Genomic DNA, 23,747 nt, shown 5'->3' with positions numbered 1-23,747 from the left:
TACCTCATAATCATAGGGGATATTCTCATTGTTGTAAACAGGAATATTTGCCTTTATATGACGAAAGTACGAAGACACATTTTTCGGATCCCGTCCGGCTTTTCCATATAAAATAGGTCTGTAAAAAAGAAAGCCCGAATAATTTGAATCAAGGGAGTTAATGGAACGATTTACAGAGGAAAAAAATATGCTGTTAATAAGATGTTCAAACAGCAAGTGAAAGGAGCCAAAAAGTGATGATGATTACAGTAAAAATACGCCATACTGCTGAAACCGAAGGCACAGACATAGGTGACTTCACTCCTGCTGAACTCGAAAGCATCGTCCAGACGATCAGAAAATACGGAGCTTGGCTTTCACCTGATGCCGACACAGATGATTATAAATTTACATTCCAAGACGCTAAATACAATCTCGAACAAAGAGTCTTTGAAATCATAGTGGAGTAATCACATATCGAGGGGGTTGACGGACACTGAATGAACGGTCGGAATAGGCGTTTATTTAGAGTCCTTTTTATTTTGGCAAGAGGGGTGACAATTCCGATCAATGAGGAGCCTTGAAGAAGTTAAGCTCTTCAAGGCTCCTTCAATCTTATTTCCCGCTGGCGGTCAGCCCGTCTTTAATCAAGGCATTTACTTTGCTGCTGAACAAAAGACCGACATGGCTTACGCCTGAGATTTGCACATTGTTTGCACCATCAAGTTTGGAGAGGCTGTTTAAGACGATATAGTCGCTTGTGCTGTAAATCGAAGTGTATGAGATTTTGTCATTCTGAGGCGCCGTGTTTGTAACGAGACGATTAGCGCCCCCAAGGGTGACGACATGTCCGACTTTATCCGCACCATCCAGATTTTTAATATAATAGAGCGTATTGGCCCCGCCCATGCTGTGGGCGACAATATCGACTTTTGATGCTCCTGTTTGATTCAGCACACGCTTGATGTATTCGGATAATCTCGGAGCATTGTTTATATTATTTCCCGTTTTATCGATAAAGTTGATGGCGTAAAGCTCACTGCTTGTCCAGCCTTGAGATTGTAAATACGATTTAATGCCGATGAAGTTATAATCGGCTCCGCCGATGCCGTGGACCATGACGACCGGATTGTGGGAAGCGGCGGAAGCTGCTGAAGGCCGGAACGAAAATACGGACACAACAGACAGCATGCAAATCAATAGAATAGATAAAAATGAATGACGACGCATAGTTTTTCCTCCTAAAAAAGTAATAAGTTCACAACAACGACAATTCTATAAAACGAAAATATGAAAACGAAGTGTAATTTTATCTATTTTTCATACCCGAAAAAAGAGCAGTATATGAAACGTTTTTTTACCGCTGCGCGCCGGTTCTCTTATAGGGTAAGGAGAGTGAAGCTTTTCTGGGAGAAAGCAAATCGGTTTGTGCTGTTGAATTGGAACTAAGGAATTTTTCCTATTAATCTACTGACGTACGTATTAAAATGGTAAATTAGGATCGGGAAACGGTATAATAAGGAAGCATATCCAATACTGCAGAACACTTTGGCGGATGGTCAGGTACAATGTTGAAAAGAGCGGGTGGATCTTGATGAAAACATGGGCTTTGAAGCTTCTCTCTCATGTGCAGCGTGTGCCGGCTGCAAAGCGGTCCGCTGCATGTCAACAATGTGCCGATTGGTTATCACCAGGGATTTTCGATGGAAAAAAGTGTCCAAGGTTTTCGAATGATGGCAGAACGGATCAGGAGTAAGTTCTGGTTATCAAAGAGCTGTGAATCAAAGGGGGATGAATATGATTTCAAAAACGCCGGAGCCGCCGTATTACGCGGTGATTTTCACATCGGTCAGAACGAATGGGGATAACGGCTACAAAGAGACGGCTGAGAACATGCTAAAGCTTGCCGCAGAACAGCCCGGCTTTTTAGGAGCAGAAAGCGCAAGGGACATGAACGGAAAGGGAATAACGGTCTCCTATTGGGAAAGCCTTGAAGCGATTGAAAAATGGAAGTTTCACGGCGAACACCGGCAGGCGAAGGAAAAAGGCCGAACAGAATGGTACTCTGACTTTGCCGTACGGATTGCAAAAGTTGAAGACGCCAGAATTTCGGAGCGTTCCGGCCGGCCCCCGTCAGATGGCACCAGCGGGGAGGAAATGCAATGATTCAATTGTTAAACCAAAAAGATCCGCATACAGCCCGCAGCATTGTAAATGTTCAAAGGCCGGCTTATGAAAGAGAAGCGGAGATCATTCAATTTCAGGGCATTCCGCAGCTGAATGAAACGGTTTTTGATGTAATGGATTCACGAGAAACTTTCATCGGCTCGTTTGAGGGGGAAGAATTAGCCGGAATCGCTTCCTTCATACATACAGCTGAAAAGCTGACGATCTGCAGGCTGGCCGTTCATCCGGTCCATTTTCGAAAGGGGATTGCAATGGCCCTGCTTCGTTATATATTGATGGTGAAGGAAGCCGAATCGTTTGAAGTGACGACGGGTGCGGGGAATGAGCCGGCAAAAGCGCTGTATCGGAAATTGGGGTTTTCTGAAATTGAACAGTATGAACCTGAAAAAGGGGTTGTTCTTTCAAGGCTTACGCTGCAAGCACCGAGAAAGGTTAAAGTCGTCTCCTATAAAGAAGAATGGAAGGGCGAATTTTTCAAGGAAAAAAAGCAGCTTGAAGCGCTTTTCCGGAATGAAGTCTTGCATATTCACCACATCGGAAGCACGTCAATTCCGGGAATGAGCGCCAAGCCTATCATTGACATACTGATCGAAGTGAAAGATCTCGGCTCCGCCGCCGGCTTCGAAAAGGGGATGAAAATGCTCGGCTATGAACCGAAGGGGGAAAACGGAATTCCGGGAAGAAGATTCTATCAAAAAGGGAGACGGAAGCGTACACACCATGTCCATCTGTATGAAAGCGGGCATCCCGATATCAGACGGCATCTCGCGTTTCGGGATTATTTAATCTCCCATCCGGAGCGGGCCGAAGAATATGCTGCACTGAAGATGAAGCTGGCGGAGATGTTTCCGCTTGACATAGCAGGCTATATTGACGGCAAAAGCGGCTGGATAAAAGAGACTGAGCGCTTGGCTGAACAATGGGAAAAGGCTGAGGAGGACAGATAAAGCCCCCCTCCTGCTTCAAGCTCTGACACAAGAGTCGAACATTCCTTTATGGCTTCCGTCACAGTAAGGCATTTTCAGCGATTTTCCGCATCTGCACAGCGAAAAAGCCGGTTTTTCAGGGAAAGGATTTCCTTCCATGTCGATCAGTTCGACGTCTCCCGTGACCCGGAAACCGCCGTTGTCCATCACTTTAATCTGCACTTTTTTGGACATCATTCCACCTCCGAATCCCTTCATATTTATGCCTGACAGCCGGAAACGATGCGCTTTTTCCCGACCCGTGGTACAATGTCCGTAAACATAACAAAGAAGGATGATATCATGCAGCTTGAAATCACTGCTCAGGCAAGACAAGCCATTCAACGGGCAACAGAGCCTTATCCTGATAAAAAGATCCAGCTCCGCTATGATTCCGAGGGATGCGGATGCGCGGTCAGCGGTGTGCCGGTCTTGTGGCTGACGGACGAATTATCGGGAAGTTGCGAGCCCCTTGAGACAAACGGGCTTCCGATTTATATTCAGTCATCGCAAAAAGTCTTTTTTGATGAAGCGATGACCATCGACTATTATGAGAAAGCGGGTGCGTTGATGCTGAAGAGTCCGGCACAGGTGCTTTCTCCCAGAATGAGTATTTTAGTGAAATAGGGTGGCGTTCGATTTGAATCAAAAGGTAAAATCTTTAAAGCAAACCGCTCAAAATAAAACATGGGCGTCCTTTTTACATCAAAATCATCCGTATACACTCCTTCATTGGTCAATCGGAGGGACAGAGTCCGTCAAAAAGGATGTCTGGCTTCTTCAGGATGAAATGACCTTTGAAACAAAGGAATTTGATACAATTGAGACGGCCATCTCCTGGATCGGCGATCATATGAGCGACATTACAGATATCCTGTAGCACCAAAAGAAGGCGGACGAGACTTATGCTCGTTCGCCTTCTTTGTGCCGGTTTGTGATTTCTTGAAGAAAGTCCCGCACCGTGTTTTTGTAGCTGTTTCTGTTTTGGGTGTAGCTCATTGCGTGCGCTCCTCTTTCAGCAATATAAAGCCGTTTCTTCCCCGGTTTTTTCTCGTAAAGCATTTCGCTTGATTCAGCCGGGATATAGTCGTCGTGCTTGCTGTGAATGAACAGCACCGGTTTTTTGATCTTTCCGACGACGGATAAAGGGGAGACATCACGGATGCGGTAGCCGTCCCGCCATCTCAAAAAGAGGCTGGCGAGCGGCAAAATGAAAGCTCCTGGAAGATGAAAATCTTCTTTCAGCCGGTAAATGAGCTGATCCTCAAATGTGGCAAACGGACAGTCGGCCACATAAAAATCAGCCTCGGCGTCATCCATTCCCGCGTAAAGAAGGGTTGTGACAGCGCCCATCGATTCGCCGTGAATCCCGATCAGCGCTTGTTCGCCGTGTTTTTCCCTCAGCCAATTGACAACCGTTTTCAAATCGTTTTTTTCATAATATCCGTAGCTCGTCGTTTTTCCGCCGCTTGCGCCGTGCCTTCTGTGGTCATATATGACGGCGTTCCAGCCGAGATCCAGAAACAGATTCATATATTTGATTGAATTCAGCAGATTCATCGTCACTCCGTGGCAGATAATCACGGTGTTTTTCGTTTTGTGCGGGTGCACGTAGTACCCTTTAATATTGTAGCCGTAAGAAGAAGCGAGGGTGATTTCTTCCTTCGGGAGAGCGGCGAAAGCTTTTTCGTCATAATGGCCGTCGGCAGTTTCCCGCTCAATAATGTATTGGTCGGTCCGTTTTTTAATGTACATGATTTGATTCGTAAAATAGATTCCGAGCGCAGCAATGAACAGCAAAACCGCTCCGATAGCAGCCAGCCAAATCAACATTTGTTGTATTCTTCCTTTCTTAAATGCTTCTCTCTTTATCATACCACACAACCATTGAGATTTGCCGAGGGGGGCGGCTCCCAGAGTGACGGCTTGCCTGAACTTTTAGATTCCTGATAAACTATCATCACAAACAGGGAGAACGGAGGACAGGAAATGGGAAAGAAAAAACAAGACCCAAATACCCGGCAGCTGCTGAAAGATGCACTCGCCGACGATTTGAAACATAAGCTTCAGCAAATGAAAAGCGAATTGAAAGAGGAGGACGAGAAAAGAAAAGAGCGTGAGAAAGAACGGCTTATCAAGGAAAGACAGGAAAGGGAAAAAAATAAAAGCTTTGAAGAACTCCTCAACGAAAGCGGACTTGACGACTGGAGGAAGTATAAGTAAAGAAGCACCGTCTGCCAAAGAGACGGTGCTTTCTTATTGAATTCATTCGCGATGCGCAGTGTACACGTCGCGTTTTGTATAAAAGCGGAGCGCTTTGATTTCCTGTTCTGTCAGGCTGCGTCCGCCGACAGATTCAACGTTTTCCCGAAGCTGGGAGAGTTTGCTCGCCCCGGGGATGACCGCGCCGACAGCCGGCTGGGCGAGAATATACTTCAGCGCGGTTTCGGTTGCGGATAAATCAGGCGCTGTTTTTTCAATGTCCGCCTTTGTTTTGATGAGTTCATCGTAGGAATATGATAAATAGCCGCTTTTCTTAATCGATGCGTTTGCATCTGACAGGGGTTTTTCTGTCAGAATCCCTTTTGCCAGAGGTCCTCTTGCAATCACGCTGATTCCATGTTCTTCAAGGAGAGAAAGCCATTCCTCAGGCCGTCTGTCCAACAAGCTGTATTGCATCATGACTGTGACGATGTTTGATTTTTTGACGTATTCCTTTATGACGTTCGGCCGGATCGAGGAAATGCCGTAATGGCGGATGACGCCTTCCTGTTTTAACTCTTCAAAGGCCTCAATCGTTTCGTCGATGTTATCTTCGATCGTTCCGCCATGCAGCTGATAAAGATCGATATAGTCGGTTTGCAGCCGCTTTAAGCTGCGTTTGACGGCTTCTTTTATGTATGCTTTCCGGGGATCCCAGAACCAGCCCGGTTTTCCTTCCTCCCAGCGGTTTCCCGCTTTTGTGGCGAGGATGACATCTTGGCGCCTTGATTTGATCGCTTCACCGACAATTTCTTCGTTGCGTCCAAAATCGTACAGGTCGGCAGTATCCAAGTAATTGATGCCGAGTTCCAAAGCTTCATCCAGAATTGACAGTGCGTGCTTTTTGTCCGTTCCGAGAGACATGCAGCCTAGGCCGACTTCACTCACCTGTAAATCGGAATGTCCGAGCGTCCTTTTTTTCATAAGCCTCACTCCTTTTTTTCTTACTTTGACCGTAATACAAAGGAGCGAAGTTTTCAACCCATCGGCATCGGGATCAGAAGTACAGCTCGACGATGATCATGCTTAGGGCGCAAATCAAACAAACCGCGGCAGGGATGGCCGTGAAAAAAGGCTGCCGCGCCCGGACCAGGTGGGCATGGATGGCTCCTGTCATAAGCAGGGAGAATAACAGCCCCGAACCGACAGCCAGATGCACATTCCAAATTCCGCCGATCATGCCAAGCGCTCCGGCGATTTCGAGACATCCTGTAACAGAAAGAAACCACAGCGGATATTCATAATGGCGCCAATGTTCGACTTGAAAAGGAACGTGCAGCACCTTGATTACGCCTCCGGTCAGCATAAATGCCGCCAGCCCTGCTTTTAAGAAAATAAATGCCACTGTGTTCACTCCGTTTCTGGATGCTGCGGATTTACGAGCATTCCGTGGATCAAAAGATCCGTGATTTGTTTTGCGAGACTTGAGGGGTCCTTTGATCCGTCAAGCAAATAGATATCGGCAAGGTGCTCAATCATGCCTGTCAGACATTCAGCAACGGTCTCCATTTCCAGGTCGGATCGGAAGTAGCCGAGCTCCTGCTCTGCTTTCAAGTTTTCTTTCAAGGCGAGCGTTAAATCTTTTTTCATTTCGCCTGCTTCAGGGCTGAGAAAAAAACCGATGCGAGTCAAATCCGGGTCCTCTGCCAAAAATCGAAATACAGCCTCTACAGCGGCCGTTACCCGTTTTGATACGTGTTTTTTCTCGATTCCTTTCTCTAAATGGAACGATTCGATCAGATTTTTTAAGTTCGCGTGAAAGCCATTGATCAGCTCGTCATAGATGGCGTCCTTGCTTGGGAAATATAGGTAGAAAGAAGGCTGAGTCAGTCCAGCTCTTTTCACAATCGTACTCACTTTTGTCTCATGGAATCCCCGGTTTGCAAATTCGTTTGCAGCGACCTCGAGCAGCCGCTTCCGGCTTTGTTTGCCTTTGCGGCCCTTTTCAATTCCCACATCCATCCGCCTCCAAATAATAATACTTGTGAGTAACATTACTCACGAGTATTATTTCATGCAGTCCTTCTTGATGTCAATAAAATTAAGCTTTTGCAGGCGATTTTCTTTTTCAGAAAGCCAATCTTTCACATAGTGATGCGTTCGTCCGTATTCCTTCAGCTTGGCGCGGATTTCCCATGCTTTCCCAGACATGACGATGCGGTCATTCAGGCGGTAGACCTTCATGGCGCGTCCCCCTTTCATGGTGTATGATAAAATGTATGGGATCTAAAGCCAGAGCAGAACTTAGGAGATGATCAAACTGAAGCATTTAGAGGAGAAAACCATATCAAAGGAAAAGCTTTTTTCAGGCAAGGTGATCGATCTTTATCTTGAAGATGTCGAACTGCCGAACGGTAAAACGGGAAAGCGCGAAATCGTGAAGCATCCGGGCGCTGTAGCGGTGCTTGCTTTAACTGATGAAGAAAACATCATCTTAGTTAAGCAGTACAGAAAAGCGCTTGAACGGACGATAGTTGAAATACCGGCGGGCAAGCTTGAAAAAGGGGAGAAACCCGAATATACCGCGCTGCGGGAGCTTGAGGAAGAGACGGGATACACGGCGGCGAAGCTTGAGAAAATCACCGCTTTTTACACATCGCCGGGCTTTGCGGACGAACTGGTGCATCTGTACCTGGCTGAAGAGCTGACGCCGCTTGAAGAAAAGCGCGAACTTGATGAAGACGAATTTGTTGAAGTACTGGAGGTGCCGCTTTCAGGCGCGCTGAAACTGATGGAAACTCAGGACATCTATGATGCGAAAACGGCTTATGCCGTGCAGTATCTGGAGCTGAGAAAGGCCCTGCAAGCAAAAAAATGAAAGAAATATTCGCAGACATGCATATCCATATCGGGCGGACGGAATCAGGCCGGCCCGTTAAGATAACGGCTGCCAGAACGCTAACGCTCGACGAAATTTTGATTGAAGCAAGCGAACATAAAGGGATGGAACTGATCGGCATTATAGATTGTCATTCACCCGAGGTGCTGGCCGAAATTGAAAAAGGGGTGTCTTCAGGGCGTTATACAGAGCTTGAAGACGGCGGAATCAAGTATAAAGATACCGTGCTTTTATGCGGGTCTGAATTGGAAATCAATGATGACAGATGCCGCGGCCCGATTCATGTGCTTGCCTTTATGCCGTCGATCTCCGCAATGAAGCAGTTTTCCGGCTGGCTCTCAGAAAGGGTGACGAATATCCACCTGAGCTCCCAGCGCATCTATGAGACGGGCATCGGTCTTCAGCGGAAGGTGAAAGAGCTCGGCGGCCTGTTCATTCCCGCGCACATTTTTACGCCGCACAAGAGCCTGTACGGAAAAGGAGTCGAATTTTCGCTGAAAGAAGTGTTTGACCCGAGGATGATTGATGCGGTTGAACTCGGGCTGAGCAGCGACACCGATATGGCTTCACACGTATCCGAACTGAATCCTTATGCATTTTTGACCAATTCGGACGCCCATTCTCTTGGAAAAATCGGCAGGGAGTATAATAAGCTACACATCAAACATGCCAGCTTTCAAGAGTTTTCGCTTGCTTTAAAAGGACAAGAGGGGCGTAGCATTGCCGCGAATTACGGGATGAATCCGCAGCTGGGCAAATATTTTCAAACCGCTTGTGAAACATGCGGCCGTCTGCAGGAGGCAGATGAAACGTTGTGCAAAGCGTGCGGCAGCCGAAAGTTTACAAAAGGCGTCAGCACGCGTCTAATGGAGCTTTATGATCAGGATGAAAGCCCGGTCAAGCGCCCGCCGTACGTTCACCAGGTTCCGCTGCAGCTGATCCCCGGCATCGGCCCGAAAACGATTCAGAAGCTGAAAGAGGCTTTCGGCACTGAAATGAATATACTTCACCGTGTAAAAGAAGGCGATCTAAAAGAAACCATTCGTCCGCAGACGGCAGAGCTCGTGATCAAAGCAAGGAACGGGGATTTAGAGCTGAAAGCCGGAGGCGGCGGAACCTATGGAAAAGTGCAGAGCTAAAGGGGGCTTTAGAGAACAGGGATGGAGTGGAAACTAAAATCGTATGAGGAATTGTCGAAGGAAGAGCTGTATCGCATCATCAAGCTCAGAATAGACGTCTTTATCGTTGAACAAAACTGTCCGTATCACGAGCTTGATCACTTGGATGAGCGGGCGCACCATTTATTTCTGAGCCAAGAAGGAGAGATCGCTGCGTATTGCAGGCTGTTCCCGAGCGGCACAGCATACCCCGAGGCATCAATCGGCCGGGTGATCGTCCGCAAAGAAGACAGGGGAAAGGGATATGCGCAGGCGCTTCTTGATAAAGCGATCCGCTTTTTGGAAGGCGAGTGGGAAGAGACAAAGGTCAAGATCAGCGCCCAGAATCATTTGCGTTCCTTTTACGGCTCCTTCGGATTTAAAGCAATCTCAGACGTCTATATGGAGGACGGCATTCCGCATGTGGATATGGTCAGAACGGAAGAAACCGTATGACTTGCGTTTAGAACCCCGCCTTTCTATAATAGTGAGGTAAAAATTTGACAGGAGAGTGGGGAACATGGCCAAAAGCAAGGCAAGGAAAAAGCGCGAGCACATGTTGAGAAACACAGGCAGAGATGCCGCCGCATCAAGAGGCAAGGCGCCGGACTTCGGCACGCACGTCAGAAAAACGAAAAGCAGGCGGGAAGAGCTTGCAAAGCTGCATATGAAACATAAACGAAAGAACCCTTATGATTTGCTTCATGAAGATCATAAGGGTTCTTTTTTTAGAAGATGCGCGAATAAATGCATGTGTCCCGATATTCGCTCAAATCGTTCGAAAGGTCATCGCTTTGTAAAACGGCTTCAAGCTCGAAACCGAGGCGCTCCGCCATTTTTCTGCTTTTCGTGTTCATGCTGTCACAACATATCTCAAGCCGCTTGGCTCTGACGTGTCTTCTCGCGAAATCAATGAGACCGTTAAGCGCTTCTGTCATGTACCCTTGTCCGGAAAATTCGGAACTGCGCCAATAGCCGATTTCAAACCGTTTCGCTTTCCAGTCCATGCGGTGAAGACCGGTGCTGCCGACGAATTTTCCCGTTTCTTTATGGAAAATATGCATCCGCAAATCGTTGCGCAAAATAAAATCGGCCTGTGCCCGCCTGACGTTGATTTCTACACGCTCTTCCTCGGGGATCTCCCTTGCAAACGGCATCCACGGCTTTAGTTCTGAAAACGAAGCTGCAATAGCATCATATACTGCCTTGCCGTCACCGGCGCGCGGTGCTCTGATCAGCAGGCGCTCTGTTTCGAAGCTGTCCGGAAAATCGAGCAGTATCGGATTCATAAAGTATTCCTCCCGCAGGTGTTTTTCATGAAATGTTGCCACCGCAGGCGACGTGATCCAAAAGGCCTGTCCGTCGAACTCGGCGCCCGTTTGCATCATTGCTCTCCATCGACCAGTGGAAAATTTTTGATAATATGAGTCTATCATAAGCTGCCTTTGAAAAAAAGAGGTAAGAAGAAAAGGCATTTTTCACTAGCGAAAAATCCTTTTTCGATATTACCCGCTTATTTTTCTTCCGCCGCCTTCGTATTGAGCCGTTTCATTTGAAATGGCAGCCGGCGGATGGATGCGCATTAAAAAGATATAGGCGAAGGCAGCGATCAGCACGCCCGAAAACCAGGAGATGTCATAAAGCGGCTTCATGGCGGGGATGTAAGAGCCGATGAGAGATATAAGCGCTCCGAGAGCTACCGCAGCAAAAGCCCTGTAATTATAGCCTTTATAATACATATACTGTCCTTTTGCGGAATAGAGATCTTCGAGGCAGAGGGTGCGCTTCCGGATGATGAAATAATCGGCGAGCATAACGCCTGCGACCGGGCCCAATATTCCGCCGATCGTGCCGAGAAACGAAAACACACTCGCTTCATTCTCCATCAGCTTCCATGGAAAAGTGAACAGGGCCAAAACTGCTGTCAAATAGCTGCCTCGCTTGAAATCGATGTATTTCGGCAAAAAATTGGCCAGATCATAGGCAGGCGAGACAATATTTGCCGCAACGTTTACCGAAATGGCGGCGATGCAAAGCGTAATGACCGAAAGAGCGATCACGTACGGATTGTCAAAATGGGCGAGAATATCGACCACGTCCCAAATCGGCTCCCCGAAGGCAGCCTGTGAGCCGGAGGTGACGGTGATGCTTGCAGAACGAATGTGCCCGGCAAACCGTAAAACTGTCCTCTGATTTGTTCTTTTTGGGAGGCTGCAAACCTCGTAAAATCGGGAATGTTCAAAATGAGCGTCGCCCAAATGCCGATAATCCCCGTCACACCGGCAAGAAATGGCCAAATTAATTCGCTGAATGTCTGAAATTTTCCCGGCTGCGAATAAATCGGACCGAGCCCCCCTGCAATATCGACCGCCCACCACACCATCCCGCCAAAGACGAGATAAACGAGCGGGCCGGCCCAGACTTCAAACCTTCTAATCGACTCCATTCCGTGATGGAGGACGAGAAGATGAATCCCCCAAAAGAAAACAAATGACAAAAGACCCGGTAAATGCAAACCAAATAAGTTCCAGTCGCCGCCGATGTCTTTCCAGCCGCTCCATACGTTTAAGATCAGGATGTTGATCGCCGTGCTTCCCGCAAACGCTTGAATGCCGAACCACATAATCGCTACGAAACCTCTGAGGAGCGCCGGTATATTAGCCCCGTAGATCCCGAAAGAAGACCTAATTAATACTGGAAAAGGCACGCCGTATTTTGCGCCGGCATGTCCATTCAACGCGAGGGCCGCGTAGAGAACAATCGAAGCGACGGCGATAATCCCAAGCACTTGCCACGGAGAAAGTCCGATCGCAATCAGTCCGCCAACCGTTGCATAAGTCGGGATGTTATGGATGCAGCCCATCCAGATCGATGCGAAATTAACCGCTTTCCATGTGCGTTCCTCCGGCTTCAGAGGCTGCAAGTCGCTGTTTGAGAGCGTGAGGTCTGTTTGAATTTTTTCTTGATGGACAGGTTTCATGTAATCCCTCCGGATTTTTTAAGGAAAAATATAACTCATTATCCTGAAAAATTCATTAGATAAACTAAACAAATGTTTCAAGGCGTTTGTTGAGGTTGACTAAACGAGCCGTTTGAAACAGCTATAAAAATATTGATTTTTATGAAACAGTTGTCTATCTCGATCATAGGATAAAAGACCAGGTTGAAATGTTTCTCCGCATCATAATGAAAGCGTTTTCTTTGCGGCGGAGGAAAAGATGAATCCAAAGGGGGTCAATTGATAATGAAGAAAATTTTATTGGTTTGTGCGGCCGGCATGTCAACGAGCCTGCTTGTCAGCAGAATGAAAAAGCATGCAGAGGCGCTGAACGAAGAGGTCGACATCATTGCTCTGCCTGTATCCGAAGCGGGGACTGCCGCGTCAAGCGCGGACGTCGTATTGTTGGGGCCGCAAGTCAGGTACCAAAAGTCACAGGTTGAGGCGAGCGCAGGAGACACGCCGGTCCAGGTGATCGACATGCGAGACTACGGCACCATGAACGGCGAAGCTGTGCTGCAAAAAGCGCTGCAGCTGATGAAATAAAAAAGGAGGGGAGATAGGGATGAGCGGGTTTATGGAGAAGTTTGAGCGGAACGTGGAGCGGTTTTTGGTTCCCGTTGCTGCAAAATTGAATTCACAGCGCCATATATGTGCGATCAGAGATGCTTTTATTCTATCATTTCCGATTATTATGGCAGGATCGATTATCATTTTATTGAATTTTGCCATTTTATCTCCGGACGGGTTTATCGCCAAAATTTTATTTCTTGAAAAGATATTTCCGAACTTGGCTGATTACCAGTCGGTCTTTACGCCCGTACTGCGGGGGTCGCTCGATATTATGTCCATATTTGTCGTGTTTCTCGTCGCCCGCAATTTAGCCATCTCAATGAAAGCGGATGAACTGCTTGCCGGATTAACGGCTGTATCCTGTTATTTTATCATTTATTCACCGTACCGCCTGATCGAAAACGAGAGCTTTTTAACGACGAAATGGCTCGGCGCCCAAGGACTGTTCGTCGCCTTAATCATCGGAATCATCGTCGGTGAAGTGTTCAGCAGGCTATCAAATGCCAAGCGACTGCAAATTCATATGCCTCCGCAGGTGCCGCCTGCGGTCGCCCGGACATTTAAAGTGCTGTTTCCGATCATCTTCATTACGATTGGTTTTGCGATATTAAGCTTTGCGCTGATGTCCCTGTCGAAAAACGGTCTGCATGAATTGGTGTATACTGTGCTGCAGGCGCCGTTGAGAGAGATGGGAACGAATATTTTCACCGTTGTTTTTCTTGGAATCGTCGCCAACTTTTTATGGCTGTTCGGCATTCACGGTCCGAATACGATTGCGGCGATCAGAGAAACGATTTTTGCAGAAGCAAACCTTGAAAACCTCGGTTTTGCCGCTAAAACAGGCTCTGCATGGAACGCTCCGTTTCCTGAAACATGGGCGCTGAATGACGCCTTTGCGAACTACGGGGGATCAGGCATGACGCTGGGGCTTTTGATCGCGATATTCATCGCTTCAAAGCGGCGGGATTATAAAGATATCGGCAAGCTTTCGATCGGGCCGGGAATATTTAATATCAATGAACCTGTCATTTTCGGACTTCCGGTCGTGCTCAATCCAATCTTCATGATTCCCTTTATTATCGTTCCGGCAGTCAATACTGTCATCGGCTATTTGTTCATCAAGTTTCAGCTGATTCCGCCGATCGCATACGCTGTTCCGTGGACAACGCCAGGGCCGTTGATTCCGTTTCTCGGGACCGGAGGAAACTGGCTTGCGCTCGGCGTCGGCTTTCTCTGCCTCGCCATTTCAACGATGATTTATCTGCCGTTTGTGATGGCTGCCAACAAGACTGTGAATACGGACAGGGAGCATTCCGCGGAAAACAGGAAGGAATCATAACTTTAGACGGGGCGCCTTTTACGGGCGCCCGTCTTTTTTTAAAAAAAGTCATGCGGCTCTCTTTTCTCTCATACAATCTATTAAAATCAAAAGCACGTCTGGGAGGAAGATACATGCGGAAGCCCACAATCAAAGAGCTCATCTTTCAACATATGAAGGACCATCTGTCGATCTATTTATTTGTTTCTGTGCTGTTCTTAATGGGTGTGATTTTCGGCGCGGTCATCGTCAACAGCATGACGATCGGTCAAAAAGAAGATTTGTTCTACTATTTGAATCAATTTTTTGGACAGCTTTCCGAAGGAAAAGCAGCCAGCTCAAAGGAAATGTTTTTGCAGAGCTTTCTTCATAATATGAAATATTTAGGCTTAATGTGGATTCTCGGGATATCCATCATCGGTCTGCCCGTCATTTTTATCATGGTCTTCTTAAAAGGGATCGTCGTCGGATTTACAGTCGGCTTTTTGGTCAATCAAATGGGAATCAACGGCTTTTTCCTGTCTTTTGTCTCCGTGCTCCCGCAAAATATTCTGCTGATCCCGGCGTACTTGATCATGGGCACCTGCGCCATCGCCTTTTCGATGAGGCTCATCCGCCAGCTTTTTGTTAAACGCAGCCTTGCAGAAGCACCTGTCCATTGGTTTGGCCGCTACGCTTTTGTACTCGTCCTGATTCTCGCAATGTCTCTTATATCCTCTTTCTTTGAAGCATACCTTTCGCCAGTGTTGATGGAAAAGCTGACAGAGTACGTCTTGCCGAAACAGCATTAATTTATAATGATTATTAAAAAATATTCATTTTGTTTCTCAATTTATAATGATTATAGTTGGCTCTCTGCGCTTGTTTTGTTATAATAAGCTAGGTAATGCGGCGTAGGAGGGAAAGTCAATGGAAACACGTATTGATCGGATTAAAAAGCAACTGCATTCTTCCAGCTATAAACTCACCCCTCAGCGCGAGGCTACTGTAAGGGTGCTGCTAGAGAATGAGGAAGACCATTTAAGCGCAGAAGATGTATACCTCCTCGTAAAAGAGAAATCTCCTGAGATTGGTCTTGCGACAGTATATCGGACTCTTGAACTGTTAACTGAATTAAAAGTAGTGGATAAAATCAATTTTGGCGACGGTGTGTCAAGATATGACCTCCGCAAAGAAGGTGCCGCCCATTTCCATCACCACCTGGTTTGTATGGAATGCGGTTCGGTTGTTGAAATTGAAGAAGATTTGCTTGAAGACGTGGAAGAAATCATTGAAAAGGATTGGAAATTTAAAATAAAAGACCACAGGCTGACGTTCCACGGCATCTGTCATGACTGTCAGCAAAAGGAATCGGAATAGCCTAAACCGGAGAGAACCCTTTCAGCCATGAGCGGGTTCTTTTTTGATTCAGACGTATAAAACTTGTCTCATTTGGCATAAGTTTTAGTAATCGAATCAAAAGAAGGGACCTGAAACCGTATGAAAATGCTGAAAACGGCCGCCGATATGATCAAGGTGTTTGTGCTGTTTACCGGTTTTACCGTCTTGTTTTATTATGCTATGATATGGATAAATTCAGAGTATGAAAACTATCATCGGTATGATAAACCTGAAGGAGCAGCCCTCAAGGTCGCCTCGATGGAAGAGGACGAGCAGGGCAGCTGGTTTAACCGGTTAATCTTTTTTTATTTGAACGGGGAGTAGGATAGCGTGAAAGTTCATATTAAAGACTTTATCCACTACGCCGTTGTTGAACGGGGGCTTTCCCACAACACGGTTGTGAGCTATGAACGGGATTTGAACAGCTACGCCGCCTATTTAGAGGAGCAGGAGCAGCTGAACTCTTTTGACCAGGTGACAAGGCTGCACATCATCCAGTTTTTGAAGCATTTAAAAGACGCCGGAAAATCCGGAAAGACGGTCGCGAGGCATCTCGCTTCCATCCGCAGCTTTCACCAGTTTCTGCTGAGGGAAAAAGTGACGGCCCAGGACCCGTCCGTCCATATTGAATCGCAAAAAACGGAACGGACCCTTCCGAAGGTGCTGTCATTACAGGAAGTCGAAACGCTTTTGGATACGCCGAAGCTGACGGGGCCGTTCGGCTACCGCGATAAAGCAATGCTGGAGTTATTGTATGCGACAGGAATCCGCGTCAGCGAGATGATCGCATTAAAGCTGTCCGATGTCCATTTATCGATGGGCTTTATCCGCTGCTTCGGGAAAGGAAGAAAGGAGCGGATCGTTCCGCTCGGCGAAGCGGCGTCACATGCGGTCGGCGAATATCTGTCAAAAGCGAGGGGCAAGCTTTTGAAAAAAAATACCGAAGACGCCCTGTTTCTGAATCACCACGGCAGACAAATGAGCCGCCAGGGGTTTTGGAAAAATTTAAAGAAAATCGCTTTGGAAGCGGGAATTAATAAAGAGCTGACGCCGCACACGCTGAGGCACTCATTCGCCACACACTTGCTCGAAAACGGAGCCGATCTCCGGGCCGTTCAGGAAATGCTCGGACACGCCGACATTTCGACGACGCAAATTTATACGCACGTGACGAAAACAAGGCTGAAAGATGTGTATAGGCAATACCATCCCCGTGCATAGCCTGAAAGGACAGGCGGTAGCACGGTTTTTCATGTTGAGGGAGTAGCAAATTGCGGGAAGTTTCTCACTATTTCCGTTCGTATTGTCAACTGTTGTGTAAACGGTTTATACTTGGCTAATAGCGGTATTTTGGTTTTTTTATGCCAAGCGTGACAGCCTATAGCTGACAGAAAGAAAAAAAGGAGGCCGACAAATGCCTGCATTTGATTATAACCGCGTATTTTTAATTGTAATGGATTCCGTTGGAATCGGCGAGGCGCCTGATGCCGAAAAATTTAATGACAAAGGCGCAGATACATTGGGCCACATTGCCGAACACATGGGAGGCATCAGCCTGCCGAACATGGCAAAGCTCGGGCTCAGCAACATCCGTGAAATCAAAGGCGTCGAAAAGGCGGAAAAGCCGCTTGCCTATTACGGCAAAATGAAAGAAGCCTCAAACGGAAAAGATACGATGACTGGCCATTGGGAGATTATGGGACTTTACATAGACAAACCTTTCCGGGTGTTTCCCGAAGGTTTTCCGGACGAATTGATCCACGAACTTGAACAGAAATCCGGAAGAAAAGTGATTGGAAACAAGCCTGCATCAGGCACTGCGATTTTGGATGAACTCGGTGCGGAGCATATGGAAACCGGCGCGCTGATCGTCTACACCTCAGCAGACTCCGTTCTGCAGATTGCCGCACACGAAGAAGTCGTGCCTCTCGAGGAATTGTACAAGATCTGCGAGATCGCGCGCGAGCTGACGCTTGACGAGAAATATATGGTCGGACGCGTTATTGCGAGGCCGTTTGTCGGCAAGCCGGGCGAATTTAAACGGACGCCGAACCGCCATGATTATGCGCTGAAGCCGTTTGACAGAACCGTGATGAATGAATTGAAAGATGACAGCTTTGATGTGATTGCGATCGGCAAAATCTCCGATATCTACGACGGCGAGGGCATTACGGAATCGCTCAGAACGAAATCGAATATGGACGGGATGGACAAGCTGGTGCAAACGCTTGACAAAGGTTTTACTGGGATCAGCTTTGTAAACCTCGTGGACTTTGATGCGCTGTTCGGACACCGCCGCGATCCGGAAGGATACGGAAAAGCGCTCGAAGAGTTCGACGCGCGCCTTCCTGAAGTATTTGAAAAGATGCGCGAAGATGATCTGCTCATCATTACCGCCGACCACGGCAATGATCCGGTTCACCATGGCACTGATCATACAAGGGAGTACGTTCCGCTTCTTGTATACAGCAAAAAACACGAAAAGCCTGGGGCGCTTCCGCTCGCAGATACATTCGCGGACATCGGCGCAACGATCGCCGACAACTTTAAAACGAATATGCCAAAGTACGGAAAAAGCTTTTTATCCCTGCTGAAATAGGAGGAAACGACGTGAAACAGATGATTGCAAATGCCGCAGACTATATTAAAAGCAAAACGGAAATCAAACCTGCGGTCGGCCTGATATTGGGATCCGGCCTTGGCGTGCTTGCCGATGAGATAGAAGACGCCGTCCGCATTAAATATGAAGACATCCCGGACTTTCCTGTTTCCACTGTTGAAGGGCATGCCGGACAGCTTGTCATCGGCAGACTTGAAAATGTGCAAGTCGTCGCGATGCAAGGGCGTTTTCATTTTTACGAAGGGTATTCCATGGACAAGGTAACCTTCCCTGTCCGTGTCATGAAAGAGCTGGGGATCGAGACTTTAATCGTGACCAATGCCGCAGGCGGCGTCAATGAATCGTTCCGTCCCGGCGATTTGATGATCATATCCGATCATATCAATTATATGGGAACGAACCCGCTGATCGGTCCAAACGATTCCTCGCTCGGCGTCAGATTCCCGGATATGTCGTCCGCATATGATAAGGAACTGCGCCTCTTGGCGAAAAAAACAGCCGAAGAATTGAACATCAGCGTACAAGAAGGGGTTTACACAGCCGTTACAGGACCTACATACGAAACGCCTGCCGAAGTGCGGTTCCTCAGAACGATCGGATCGGATGCCGTCGGCATGTCGACGGTTCCGGAAGTCATCGTGGCAAAACATGCGGGCCTTCGCGTGCTCGGCATTTCGTGTATATCAAACGCGGCAGCCGGAATCCTCGATCAGCCGCTCTCCCATGATGAAGTGATCGAAGTCACCGAAAAAGTAAAAGCCGACTTCTTGCGGTTTGTTAAAGCGGCAGTCGCCAAAATCGGCTAAAACTACAGCGAAGTTGAAATATGAGCCAGTGCAAGTTCAAATGAGAGCCTGCATTGGCTCTTTCTTTTTGGTCGTTGAGAAATTTTTTCCAACCGATCCGTATAAATCCAACCGGATTGGAAAAAATAGAGAGGATTACGAAATGGAGGTCTGGGTGATGAAACGTCATTTATCCAAATTGCTGATTTTTACGATAATCCTGATGACTGCGCCGTCGGCGCTTGCAAAAGAGAGCGCAAAGAAACCGTCGGAGCTTGCTGATGACGCAAAATCTGCCGTTTTAATCGAGCGGGATACCGGTAAGGTGATGTATGACAAGAACAGCCGTGAAAAGCTTCCTCCGGCCAGCATGACAAAGGTGATGACCATGCTGCTGATCATGGAGGCCCTTGATGAAGGCAAAATCAAAATGAAAGACAAAGTCAGAACAAGCGAGTATGCCGCTTCAATGGGGGGTTCGCAAATTTTTCTAGAGCCCGGTGAAGAAATGACGGTTGAAGATATGCTGAAAGGGATCGCCATCGGATCGGGTAATGATGCCTCTGTTGCAATGGCAGAGCATATTGCGGGGTCTGAAGAGGAATTCGTCAAAAGAATGAATGAAAAAGCTGCTGAGCTCGGCCTCAAGGATACGTCTTTTCAAAATACGACAGGTCTGCCTGAAGAAGGCCATTACAGCACAGCCTATGACATGGCGCTCATGGCGAAAGAGCTTTTAAAATATGAAAACATCACGAAATTTACGGGAACGTATGAAGACTATCTGAGAGAAAACACTGATAAAAAATTCTGGCTCGTCAACACAAACCGCCTCATCAAATTTTATCCAGGTGTTGATGGAGTCAAGACCGGCTTTACAAATGAAGCAAAGTACTGTCTGACAGCTTCAGCGAAAAAAGGAAACATGCGCGTCATCGCTGTCGTTTTTGGAGCCAGCACGCCGAAAGAACGAAATGCCCAAATCACAAAAATGCTTGATTTTGCGTTCAGCCAATATGAAACGCATCCGATGTATAAACGTAACGAAATCATTTCCGATTTGAAGGTCAATAAAGGCCGTGAGCAAAAAATAAACCTTGTCACATCAGAACCGATTTCCCTTTTGACGAAAAAAGGCGAAAATATCGAATCTGTTAAAAAAGAAATCAAACAGAAAGAAGATATCCAGGCCCCTGTCAAAAAAGGCACAGAGCTTGGGACGCTCGTTTTGAAAAAGGATGGAAAGGTGCTCGCTGAAAGTCCTCTTGTCGCTGAAAAAGATATGGACAAAGCGGGGATGTGGACGATGTTCAAGCGGACGATGACCCACTGGACGAAGTGGAGTGAATAATGCCGAACGGTCACTAGTTTTGTCACGGTGAAGGAATTTATAAAGTCTGAAGCGAAACACTCATTATCCGATTTAAACCAAGGAGGAATGAGGATGAGCCTCGGAATCGATATTCACGTCAAAGAATCCGTATTATGCATTCGGTTGACAGGTGAACTCGATCACCATACAGCAGAAACCTTGAGAAAACAAGTCAGTGACCATCTGGAACAAACCGACATTCGCCATATTGTCATGAATCTTGCAGACCTTTCGTTTATGGACAGTTCAGGGCTTGGCGTCGTGCTCGGCAGATATAAGGAGATTAAGCAGCTCGGCGGAGAAATGATCGTCTGCGCCATTTCCCCTGCTGTCAAACGTTTATTTGATATGTCCGGGCTGTTTAAAATCATTCGCCTTGAGCAATCAGAGCAGCGTGCACTTGAAACGTTGGGGGTGGCGTCATGAAAAATGAAATGAACATTCAGTTTACAGCGCTCAGCCAAAATGAATCGTTTGCACGGGTGACAGTCGCTGCTTTTATCGCTCAGCTTGACCCGACGATGGATGAACTGACCGAAATTAAAACGGTCGTATCCGAAGCGGTCACAAACGCGATCATTCACGGTTATGAAAACTCAGGGCAGGGAAACGTATATATTTCCGTCACTCTCGAGGACCATATTGTCTATTTAACGATCCGCGACGAAGGAGTCGGCATCCCTGATCTTGAAGAAGCGCGCCAGCCCCTGTTCACGACAAAGCCTGAACTCGAGCGGTCGGGAATGGGCTTTACGATCATGGAAAATTTCATGGATGATATTTCGATCGACTCCTCACCTGAGATGGGAACCACAATACACTTAACAAAGCACTTATCAAAAAGCAAAGCGCTTTGCAATTAAGGGAGATTTGTTATGGATGTGGAGGTTAAAAAAGAAAACCAGAACACTCAGCTTAAAGACCATGAAGTGAAAGAACTGATTAAAAACAGCCAGAACGGCGATCAAAAAGCAAGGGACCTCCTCATAGAAAAAAACATGCGTCTTGTTTGGTCTGTCGTTCAGCGTTTTTTGAACAGAGGCTATGAGCCTGACGACCTCTTTCAAATCGGCTGCATCGGCCTCTTGAAGTCGGTGGACAAATTCGATCTTTCCTATGACGTTCGGTTTTCCACCTACGCCGTTCCGATGATTATCGGCGAGATTCAGCGGTTTATCAGAGATGACGGAACCGTCAAAGTGAGCCGCTCGCTGAAAGAACTCGGCAACAAAATCCGGCGGGCGAAAGACGAGCTTTCCAAGTCAAACGGCCGGATTCCGACCGTTCAGGAAATCGCCGATTATCTCGAAATCAGTTCAGAAGAGGTCGTGATGGCCCAGGAAGCGGTCCGCTCTCCCTCGTCCATTCATGAAACGGTTTACGAAAACGACGGGGACCCGATTACACTTCTGGACCAAATCGCCGATCAGTCGGAAGAGAAGTGGTTCGATAAAATCGCTTTGAAGGAAGCCATCAAGGATTTGGATGAACGGGAAAAGCTGATTGTTTATTTAAGGTATTACAAAGACAAGACGCAATCTGAAGTTGCCGACCGCCTCGGCATATCCCAGGTGCAAGTCTCGAGGCTTGAGAAAAAGATTTTAAAGCAAATCAAAAACCAGATGGACCATTTTGAAAGCTGAGGCTGCTCATGTTGCAGGCAGCCTCGGATGTCCGATGAAAAACCGGACGCTCTTGGGAGCGTTCCGGTTTTTTTGTGTGGTAATTTATGGTCTTTTGCGCCTTTCTGAATGATAAATGGGATGTACTTCATACTACAACTATAACCATCATATAGGAAGTGACCCAGATGGAACGTCAAGTTTTTATCAGACTCCGCCACCGGCTTGAGGCAGATCCGGATGAATTGATTTTGCTCGGCCATATCGCACAGGTAGCGGGTGACCGCCGATACAAAGAAAAGCTTGAACGGCTGCCTATTTATCAGGTCAGCAAAGCGGATCAAAGCATGGTGGTGCTGGACGTGATGAAGGTGATTGAAGCTGTACATAAATCGTTTCCTGACCTTGATGTCCAAACCGTCGGCGGTTCTGAAACCATCGTGGAGATCCAATATCCGAAAAGGGGTCTGTCGCCCGTGCTTTTCATCGCCGTCTGGCTGCTCTTGTTCGTCGGTGCCGGCCTTGCCGTCATGAACTTTCATGAAGATGTCAGCATGAGGGAAGTGCACATCCTGCTTTACGAAATGGTGACGGGCAAGGTGAACCGCTACCCATACCTTTTGCAGGTTCCGTACAGCATCGGTCTCGGCCTCGGCATGATCTTGTTTTTTAATCATTTATTTAAAAAACGGTTTAACGAGGAGCCCAGCCCCCTGGAGGTCGAGATGTTTAAATATCAGCTTGATTTGGACCATTATGTGGCCATGCACGAAAACAAAGAAACGACAAAGGATATTCATGATCATTAGCGTGATATTTATCATCTTTCTCGGACTCGCAGGAGGGGTTGCTGTTGGATCCGGCTTTGTCGCTTTTCTTACCGTGCTTGGCATTATCCCGAGGCTGACTCAGCTGACGAAAACAAAAGGATTTATCCAGGCGTATGAATGGGCTGTCATTTTAGGCGCGGTTTTCGGAGGATGGGAATCGCTGAACATGTCCCGCTTTTTTTTATCCAAATGGCTGCTTGTTCCGATCGGCCTTTTTGCGGGCGTTTTCATTGGAATGCTTGCAGCGGCGCTAACAGAAGTCTTGAACGTGCTGCCGATACTGGCGAAACGCATCGGGATGGGAGACCGGATTTTGATACTTTTAATGGCCATTGTTTTCGGCAAGATTCTCGGATCGATGTTCCAATGGCTCATTTTTGTTCATTTGTCATAAAAGGAGGATTATGATGTCAAGTTTGAAAGATAATTATCAATCGAAAGTTAAAGCGTATCAGCCTTCACCGCCTTATGTCCTGAACTGTATCAAGGCATTTCTCGTCGGTGGTCTGATTTGTACGATCGGCCAGGCTTTCCAGAATTTTTATATGGCTGTGTTCCATTTTGATGAAAAAACGGCCGGGAACCCGACGGTTGCCACGCTGATCCTGATCTCCGCTCTGTTAACAGGCCTTGGCGTCTACGACAGAATCGGACAGTTCGCCGGCGCTGGTTCTGCCGTTCCGGTTACAGGGTTTGCCAACAGTATGACGAGCGCAGCGCTTGAGCACAAAAGCGAAGGCTACGTCCTCGGCGTAGGTACAAACATGTTCAAGCTTGCGGGAAACGTCATCGTGTTCGGTGTTGTGGCCGCTTATATTGTGGGGATGATCCGCTTTGCCTTTGACAAGCTGTTTTAGGAG

31 protein-coding genes and 2 pseudogenes are annotated in these 23,747 nt (G+C 47.3%); 24 read left to right on the top strand and 9 right to left on the bottom strand.

What is annotated here, in order from left to right:
• The first annotated feature begins 236 nt into the window (after window positions 1–236).
• Window positions 237–449: a hypothetical protein gene (locus MKY62_RS12500; protein ID WP_003183222.1), complete on the top strand. Its 213-nt coding sequence runs from the start codon at window positions 237–239 to the stop codon at window positions 447–449.
• 145 nt (window positions 450–594) lie between these two features.
• On the opposite strand, the gene MKY62_RS12495 is transcribed toward MKY62_RS12500, so the two are convergent.
• Window positions 595–1,209 carry a triacylglycerol lipase gene (locus tag MKY62_RS12495; RefSeq protein WP_003183220.1) on the bottom strand — a complete coding sequence of 205 codons (615 nt, stop codon included), beginning with the start codon at window positions 1,207–1,209 and terminating at the stop codon, window positions 595–597.
• 567 nt (window positions 1,210–1,776) lie between these two features.
• On the opposite strand from MKY62_RS12495, the gene MKY62_RS12490 reads away from it, so the two are divergent.
• Both MKY62_RS12490 and MKY62_RS12485 read left to right on the top strand, forming a co-directional pair.
• Entirely contained in the window at window positions 1,777–2,145 is a 369-nt protein-coding gene (locus tag MKY62_RS12490) for an antibiotic biosynthesis monooxygenase (RefSeq protein WP_003183218.1), read from the top strand.
• Window positions 2,142–3,113 (top strand): bifunctional GNAT family N-acetyltransferase/GrpB family protein, encoded by a 972-nt coding sequence (locus MKY62_RS12485; protein ID WP_003183216.1) that lies wholly within the window; start codon window positions 2,142–2,144, stop codon window positions 3,111–3,113. The genes MKY62_RS12490 and MKY62_RS12485 overlap by 4 nt, the downstream gene beginning before the upstream one ends.
• A 15-nt stretch (window positions 3,114–3,128) precedes the next feature.
• Here MKY62_RS12485 and MKY62_RS12480 read toward each other — a convergent pair whose 3' ends face one another.
• Entirely contained in the window at window positions 3,129–3,326 is a 198-nt protein-coding gene (locus tag MKY62_RS12480) for a CDGSH iron-sulfur domain-containing protein (RefSeq protein ID WP_003183215.1), read from the bottom strand.
• Between the two features lie 108 nt (window positions 3,327–3,434).
• Between MKY62_RS12480 and MKY62_RS12475 the strand changes: the two genes are divergently transcribed.
• Together MKY62_RS12475 and MKY62_RS12470 are read left to right on the top strand one after the other, a co-directional pair.
• On the top strand, window positions 3,435–3,758 hold the full coding sequence (locus MKY62_RS12475; RefSeq protein ID WP_003183213.1) for an iron-sulfur cluster biosynthesis family protein: 324 nt from the start codon (window positions 3,435–3,437) through the stop codon (window positions 3,756–3,758).
• A 13-nt stretch (window positions 3,759–3,771) separates the two neighbouring features.
• The gene (locus tag MKY62_RS12470) at window positions 3,772–4,011 is read left to right on the top strand and encodes a YqkC family protein (RefSeq protein WP_003183211.1); all 240 of its coding nucleotides are present in this window, start codon (window positions 3,772–3,774) and stop codon (window positions 4,009–4,011) included.
• 23 nt (window positions 4,012–4,034) lie between these two features.
• Here the strand turns inward: MKY62_RS12470 and MKY62_RS12465 are convergent, their stop codons facing one another.
• The gene (locus MKY62_RS12465) at window positions 4,035–4,964 is read right to left on the bottom strand and encodes an alpha/beta hydrolase (protein ID WP_003183209.1); all 930 of its coding nucleotides are present in this window, start codon (window positions 4,962–4,964) and stop codon (window positions 4,035–4,037) included.
• 156 nt (window positions 4,965–5,120) lie between these two features.
• Between MKY62_RS12465 and MKY62_RS12460 the strand changes: the two genes are divergently transcribed.
• Complete coding sequence (locus MKY62_RS12460) at window positions 5,121–5,354, top strand: YqkE family protein (RefSeq protein WP_003183207.1); 234 nt, start codon at window positions 5,121–5,123, stop codon at window positions 5,352–5,354.
• Between the two features lie 42 nt (window positions 5,355–5,396).
• Here MKY62_RS12460 and MKY62_RS12455 read toward each other — a convergent pair whose 3' ends face one another.
• The 4 genes and pseudogenes from MKY62_RS12455 to mciZ all read right to left on the bottom strand — a co-directional run.
• On the bottom strand, window positions 5,397–6,317 hold the full coding sequence (locus tag MKY62_RS12455) for an aldo/keto reductase (protein ID WP_003183205.1): 921 nt from the start codon (window positions 6,315–6,317) through the stop codon (window positions 5,397–5,399).
• Window positions 6,318–6,390: 73 nt separating this feature from the next.
• On the bottom strand, window positions 6,391–6,738 hold the full coding sequence (locus MKY62_RS12450; RefSeq protein WP_003183202.1) for a DoxX family protein: 348 nt from the start codon (window positions 6,736–6,738) through the stop codon (window positions 6,391–6,393).
• Window positions 6,739–6,743: 5 nt separating this feature from the next.
• On the bottom strand, window positions 6,744–7,349 hold the full coding sequence (locus tag MKY62_RS12445) for a TetR/AcrR family transcriptional regulator (protein ID WP_016885959.1): 606 nt from the start codon (window positions 7,347–7,349) through the stop codon (window positions 6,744–6,746).
• 111 nt (window positions 7,350–7,460) lie between these two features.
• Window positions 7,461–7,577 (bottom strand): annotated as a pseudogene (gene mciZ, locus MKY62_RS12440) (Z-ring formation inhibitor MciZ); the annotation flags it as partial.
• A gap of 76 nt (window positions 7,578–7,653) precedes the next feature.
• On the opposite strand from mciZ, the gene MKY62_RS12435 reads away from it, so the two are divergent.
• From MKY62_RS12435 to MKY62_RS12425, 3 genes are read left to right on the top strand one after another with little or no spacing between them, the layout of a single operon-like run.
• Window positions 7,654–8,211 carry an NUDIX hydrolase gene (locus tag MKY62_RS12435; RefSeq protein WP_025804832.1) on the top strand — a complete coding sequence of 186 codons (558 nt, stop codon included), beginning with the start codon at window positions 7,654–7,656 and terminating at the stop codon, window positions 8,209–8,211.
• Entirely contained in the window at window positions 8,208–9,371 is a 1,164-nt protein-coding gene (locus tag MKY62_RS12430; RefSeq protein WP_003183196.1) for a TIGR00375 family protein, read from the top strand. Before MKY62_RS12435 ends, MKY62_RS12430 begins: the two co-directional genes overlap by 4 nt.
• 21 nt (window positions 9,372–9,392) lie before the next feature.
• The gene (locus MKY62_RS12425; protein ID WP_003183195.1) at window positions 9,393–9,845 is read left to right on the top strand and encodes a GNAT family N-acetyltransferase; all 453 of its coding nucleotides are present in this window, start codon (window positions 9,393–9,395) and stop codon (window positions 9,843–9,845) included.
• Between the two features lie 272 nt (window positions 9,846–10,117).
• Here MKY62_RS12425 and MKY62_RS12420 read toward each other — a convergent pair whose 3' ends face one another.
• Window positions 10,118–10,678: a GNAT family N-acetyltransferase gene (locus MKY62_RS12420; RefSeq protein ID WP_011198089.1), complete on the bottom strand. Its 561-nt coding sequence runs from the start codon at window positions 10,676–10,678 to the stop codon at window positions 10,118–10,120.
• A gap of 216 nt (window positions 10,679–10,894) precedes the next feature.
• Window positions 10,895–12,252, bottom strand: a pseudogene (locus MKY62_RS12415) (NCS1 family nucleobase:cation symporter-1).
• 381 nt (window positions 12,253–12,633) lie between these two features.
• Here MKY62_RS12415 and MKY62_RS12410 point away from each other — a divergent pair.
• From MKY62_RS12410 to spoVAC, 15 genes are all read left to right on the top strand, one after another.
• Complete coding sequence (locus tag MKY62_RS12410; protein ID WP_003183185.1) at window positions 12,634–12,933, top strand: PTS sugar transporter subunit IIB; 300 nt, start codon at window positions 12,634–12,636, stop codon at window positions 12,931–12,933.
• 19 nt (window positions 12,934–12,952) lie between these two features.
• Window positions 12,953–14,299: a PTS sugar transporter subunit IIC gene (locus MKY62_RS12405; RefSeq protein ID WP_003183182.1), complete on the top strand. Its 1,347-nt coding sequence runs from the start codon at window positions 12,953–12,955 to the stop codon at window positions 14,297–14,299.
• A gap of 113 nt (window positions 14,300–14,412) precedes the next feature.
• Window positions 14,413–15,069, top strand: coding sequence for a stage II sporulation protein M (gene spoIIM / locus MKY62_RS12400; RefSeq protein WP_003183180.1), 657 nt, complete (start codon window positions 14,413–14,415; stop codon window positions 15,067–15,069).
• Window positions 15,070–15,187: 118 nt separating this feature from the next.
• A complete protein-coding gene (gene fur, locus MKY62_RS12395) occupies window positions 15,188–15,637 on the top strand; it encodes a ferric iron uptake transcriptional regulator (protein WP_003183178.1) in 450 nt (149 codons plus the stop codon).
• Between the two features lie 120 nt (window positions 15,638–15,757).
• Window positions 15,758–15,982 (top strand): YqzK family protein, encoded by a 225-nt coding sequence (locus tag MKY62_RS12390; protein WP_003183175.1) that lies wholly within the window; start codon window positions 15,758–15,760, stop codon window positions 15,980–15,982.
• 6 nt (window positions 15,983–15,988) lie between these two features.
• The gene (gene xerD / locus MKY62_RS12385; protein WP_003183174.1) at window positions 15,989–16,879 is read left to right on the top strand and encodes a site-specific tyrosine recombinase XerD; all 891 of its coding nucleotides are present in this window, start codon (window positions 15,989–15,991) and stop codon (window positions 16,877–16,879) included.
• Between the two features lie 193 nt (window positions 16,880–17,072).
• On the top strand, window positions 17,073–18,257 hold the full coding sequence (deoB, locus tag MKY62_RS12380) for a phosphopentomutase (RefSeq protein WP_003183173.1): 1,185 nt from the start codon (window positions 17,073–17,075) through the stop codon (window positions 18,255–18,257).
• A 20-nt stretch (window positions 18,258–18,277) separates the two neighbouring features.
• Window positions 18,278–19,084, top strand: coding sequence for a purine-nucleoside phosphorylase (locus MKY62_RS12375; protein WP_035316189.1), 807 nt, complete (start codon window positions 18,278–18,280; stop codon window positions 19,082–19,084).
• A 157-nt stretch (window positions 19,085–19,241) separates the two neighbouring features.
• Entirely contained in the window at window positions 19,242–20,414 is a 1,173-nt protein-coding gene (locus MKY62_RS12370) for a D-alanyl-D-alanine carboxypeptidase family protein (protein WP_011198088.1), read from the top strand.
• A 93-nt stretch (window positions 20,415–20,507) separates the two neighbouring features.
• Window positions 20,508–20,861, top strand: coding sequence for an anti-sigma F factor antagonist (gene spoIIAA, locus MKY62_RS12365; protein WP_003183167.1), 354 nt, complete (start codon window positions 20,508–20,510; stop codon window positions 20,859–20,861).
• Window positions 20,858–21,298, top strand: coding sequence for an anti-sigma F factor (gene spoIIAB, locus MKY62_RS12360; RefSeq protein ID WP_003183165.1), 441 nt, complete (start codon window positions 20,858–20,860; stop codon window positions 21,296–21,298). Before spoIIAA ends, spoIIAB begins: the two co-directional genes overlap by 4 nt.
• A 12-nt stretch (window positions 21,299–21,310) precedes the next feature.
• Entirely contained in the window at window positions 21,311–22,078 is a 768-nt protein-coding gene (gene sigF / locus MKY62_RS12355) for an RNA polymerase sporulation sigma factor SigF (RefSeq protein ID WP_003183162.1), read from the top strand.
• Window positions 22,079–22,245: 167 nt separating this feature from the next.
• Window positions 22,246–22,866: a stage V sporulation protein AA gene (locus MKY62_RS12350; protein ID WP_003183159.1), complete on the top strand. Its 621-nt coding sequence runs from the start codon at window positions 22,246–22,248 to the stop codon at window positions 22,864–22,866.
• Complete coding sequence (locus MKY62_RS12345; RefSeq protein ID WP_003183156.1) at window positions 22,856–23,281, top strand: stage V sporulation protein AB; 426 nt, start codon at window positions 22,856–22,858, stop codon at window positions 23,279–23,281. Before MKY62_RS12350 ends, MKY62_RS12345 begins: the two co-directional genes overlap by 11 nt.
• 13 nt (window positions 23,282–23,294) lie before the next feature.
• Window positions 23,295–23,744, top strand: coding sequence for a stage V sporulation protein AC (gene spoVAC / locus MKY62_RS12340; RefSeq protein WP_003183155.1), 450 nt, complete (start codon window positions 23,295–23,297; stop codon window positions 23,742–23,744).
• Window positions 23,745–23,747: the final 3 nt, after the last annotated feature.

Source organism: Bacillus sp. FSL R7-0646 (assembly GCF_037969865.1).
Lineage (GTDB): Bacteria > Bacillota > Bacilli > Bacillales > Bacillaceae > Bacillus > Bacillus licheniformis.
The sequence above is the reverse complement of the archived record's forward strand: the minus strand, read 5'-3'. Positions and strand labels throughout refer to the sequence as shown.

What these genes read in the sequence shown, in the direction of transcription:
- MKY62_RS12455 (WP_003183205.1), bottom strand. Translation starts at nt 6,317, where the DNA reads ATGAAAAAAAGGACGCTCGGACATTCCGATTTACAGGTGAGTGAAGTC.
- MKY62_RS12430 (WP_003183196.1), top strand. Translation starts at nt 8,208, where the DNA reads ATGAAAGAAATATTCGCAGACATGCATATCCATATCGGGCGGACGGAA.
- MKY62_RS12480 (WP_003183215.1), bottom strand. Translation starts at nt 3,326, where the DNA reads ATGTCCAAAAAAGTGCAGATTAAAGTGATGGACAACGGCGGTTTCCGG.
- MKY62_RS12495 (WP_003183220.1), bottom strand. Translation starts at nt 1,209, where the DNA reads ATGCGTCGTCATTCATTTTTATCTATTCTATTGATTTGCATGCTGTCT.
- sigF (WP_003183162.1), top strand. Translation starts at nt 21,311, where the DNA reads ATGGATGTGGAGGTTAAAAAAGAAAACCAGAACACTCAGCTTAAAGAC.
- MKY62_RS12460 (WP_003183207.1), top strand. Translation starts at nt 5,121, where the DNA reads ATGGGAAAGAAAAAACAAGACCCAAATACCCGGCAGCTGCTGAAAGAT.
- spoIIAA (WP_003183167.1), top strand. Translation starts at nt 20,508, where the DNA reads ATGAGCCTCGGAATCGATATTCACGTCAAAGAATCCGTATTATGCATT.
- MKY62_RS12420 (WP_011198089.1), bottom strand. Translation starts at nt 10,678, where the DNA reads ATGAATCCGATACTGCTCGATTTTCCGGACAGCTTCGAAACAGAGCGC.
- MKY62_RS12370 (WP_011198088.1), top strand. Translation starts at nt 19,242, where the DNA reads ATGAAACGTCATTTATCCAAATTGCTGATTTTTACGATAATCCTGATG.
- MKY62_RS12490 (WP_003183218.1), top strand. Translation starts at nt 1,777, where the DNA reads ATGATTTCAAAAACGCCGGAGCCGCCGTATTACGCGGTGATTTTCACA.
- MKY62_RS12425 (WP_003183195.1), top strand. Translation starts at nt 9,393, where the DNA reads ATGGAGTGGAAACTAAAATCGTATGAGGAATTGTCGAAGGAAGAGCTG.
- MKY62_RS12500 (WP_003183222.1), top strand. Translation starts at nt 237, where the DNA reads ATGATGATTACAGTAAAAATACGCCATACTGCTGAAACCGAAGGCACA.
- deoB (WP_003183173.1), top strand. Translation starts at nt 17,073, where the DNA reads ATGCCTGCATTTGATTATAACCGCGTATTTTTAATTGTAATGGATTCC.
- fur (WP_003183178.1), top strand. Translation starts at nt 15,188, where the DNA reads ATGGAAACACGTATTGATCGGATTAAAAAGCAACTGCATTCTTCCAGC.
- spoIIM (WP_003183180.1), top strand. Translation starts at nt 14,413, where the DNA reads ATGCGGAAGCCCACAATCAAAGAGCTCATCTTTCAACATATGAAGGAC.
- MKY62_RS12410 (WP_003183185.1), top strand. Translation starts at nt 12,634, where the DNA reads ATGAAGAAAATTTTATTGGTTTGTGCGGCCGGCATGTCAACGAGCCTG.
- MKY62_RS12405 (WP_003183182.1), top strand. Translation starts at nt 12,953, where the DNA reads ATGAGCGGGTTTATGGAGAAGTTTGAGCGGAACGTGGAGCGGTTTTTG.
- MKY62_RS12345 (WP_003183156.1), top strand. Translation starts at nt 22,856, where the DNA reads ATGATCATTAGCGTGATATTTATCATCTTTCTCGGACTCGCAGGAGGG.
- MKY62_RS12390 (WP_003183175.1), top strand. Translation starts at nt 15,758, where the DNA reads ATGAAAATGCTGAAAACGGCCGCCGATATGATCAAGGTGTTTGTGCTG.
- spoVAC (WP_003183155.1), top strand. Translation starts at nt 23,295, where the DNA reads ATGTCAAGTTTGAAAGATAATTATCAATCGAAAGTTAAAGCGTATCAG.
- MKY62_RS12475 (WP_003183213.1), top strand. Translation starts at nt 3,435, where the DNA reads ATGCAGCTTGAAATCACTGCTCAGGCAAGACAAGCCATTCAACGGGCA.
- spoIIAB (WP_003183165.1), top strand. Translation starts at nt 20,858, where the DNA reads ATGAAAAATGAAATGAACATTCAGTTTACAGCGCTCAGCCAAAATGAA.
- MKY62_RS12465 (WP_003183209.1), bottom strand. Translation starts at nt 4,964, where the DNA reads ATGTTGATTTGGCTGGCTGCTATCGGAGCGGTTTTGCTGTTCATTGCT.
- MKY62_RS12485 (WP_003183216.1), top strand. Translation starts at nt 2,142, where the DNA reads ATGATTCAATTGTTAAACCAAAAAGATCCGCATACAGCCCGCAGCATT.
- MKY62_RS12350 (WP_003183159.1), top strand. Translation starts at nt 22,246, where the DNA reads ATGGAACGTCAAGTTTTTATCAGACTCCGCCACCGGCTTGAGGCAGAT.
- MKY62_RS12375 (WP_035316189.1), top strand. Translation starts at nt 18,278, where the DNA reads ATGATTGCAAATGCCGCAGACTATATTAAAAGCAAAACGGAAATCAAA.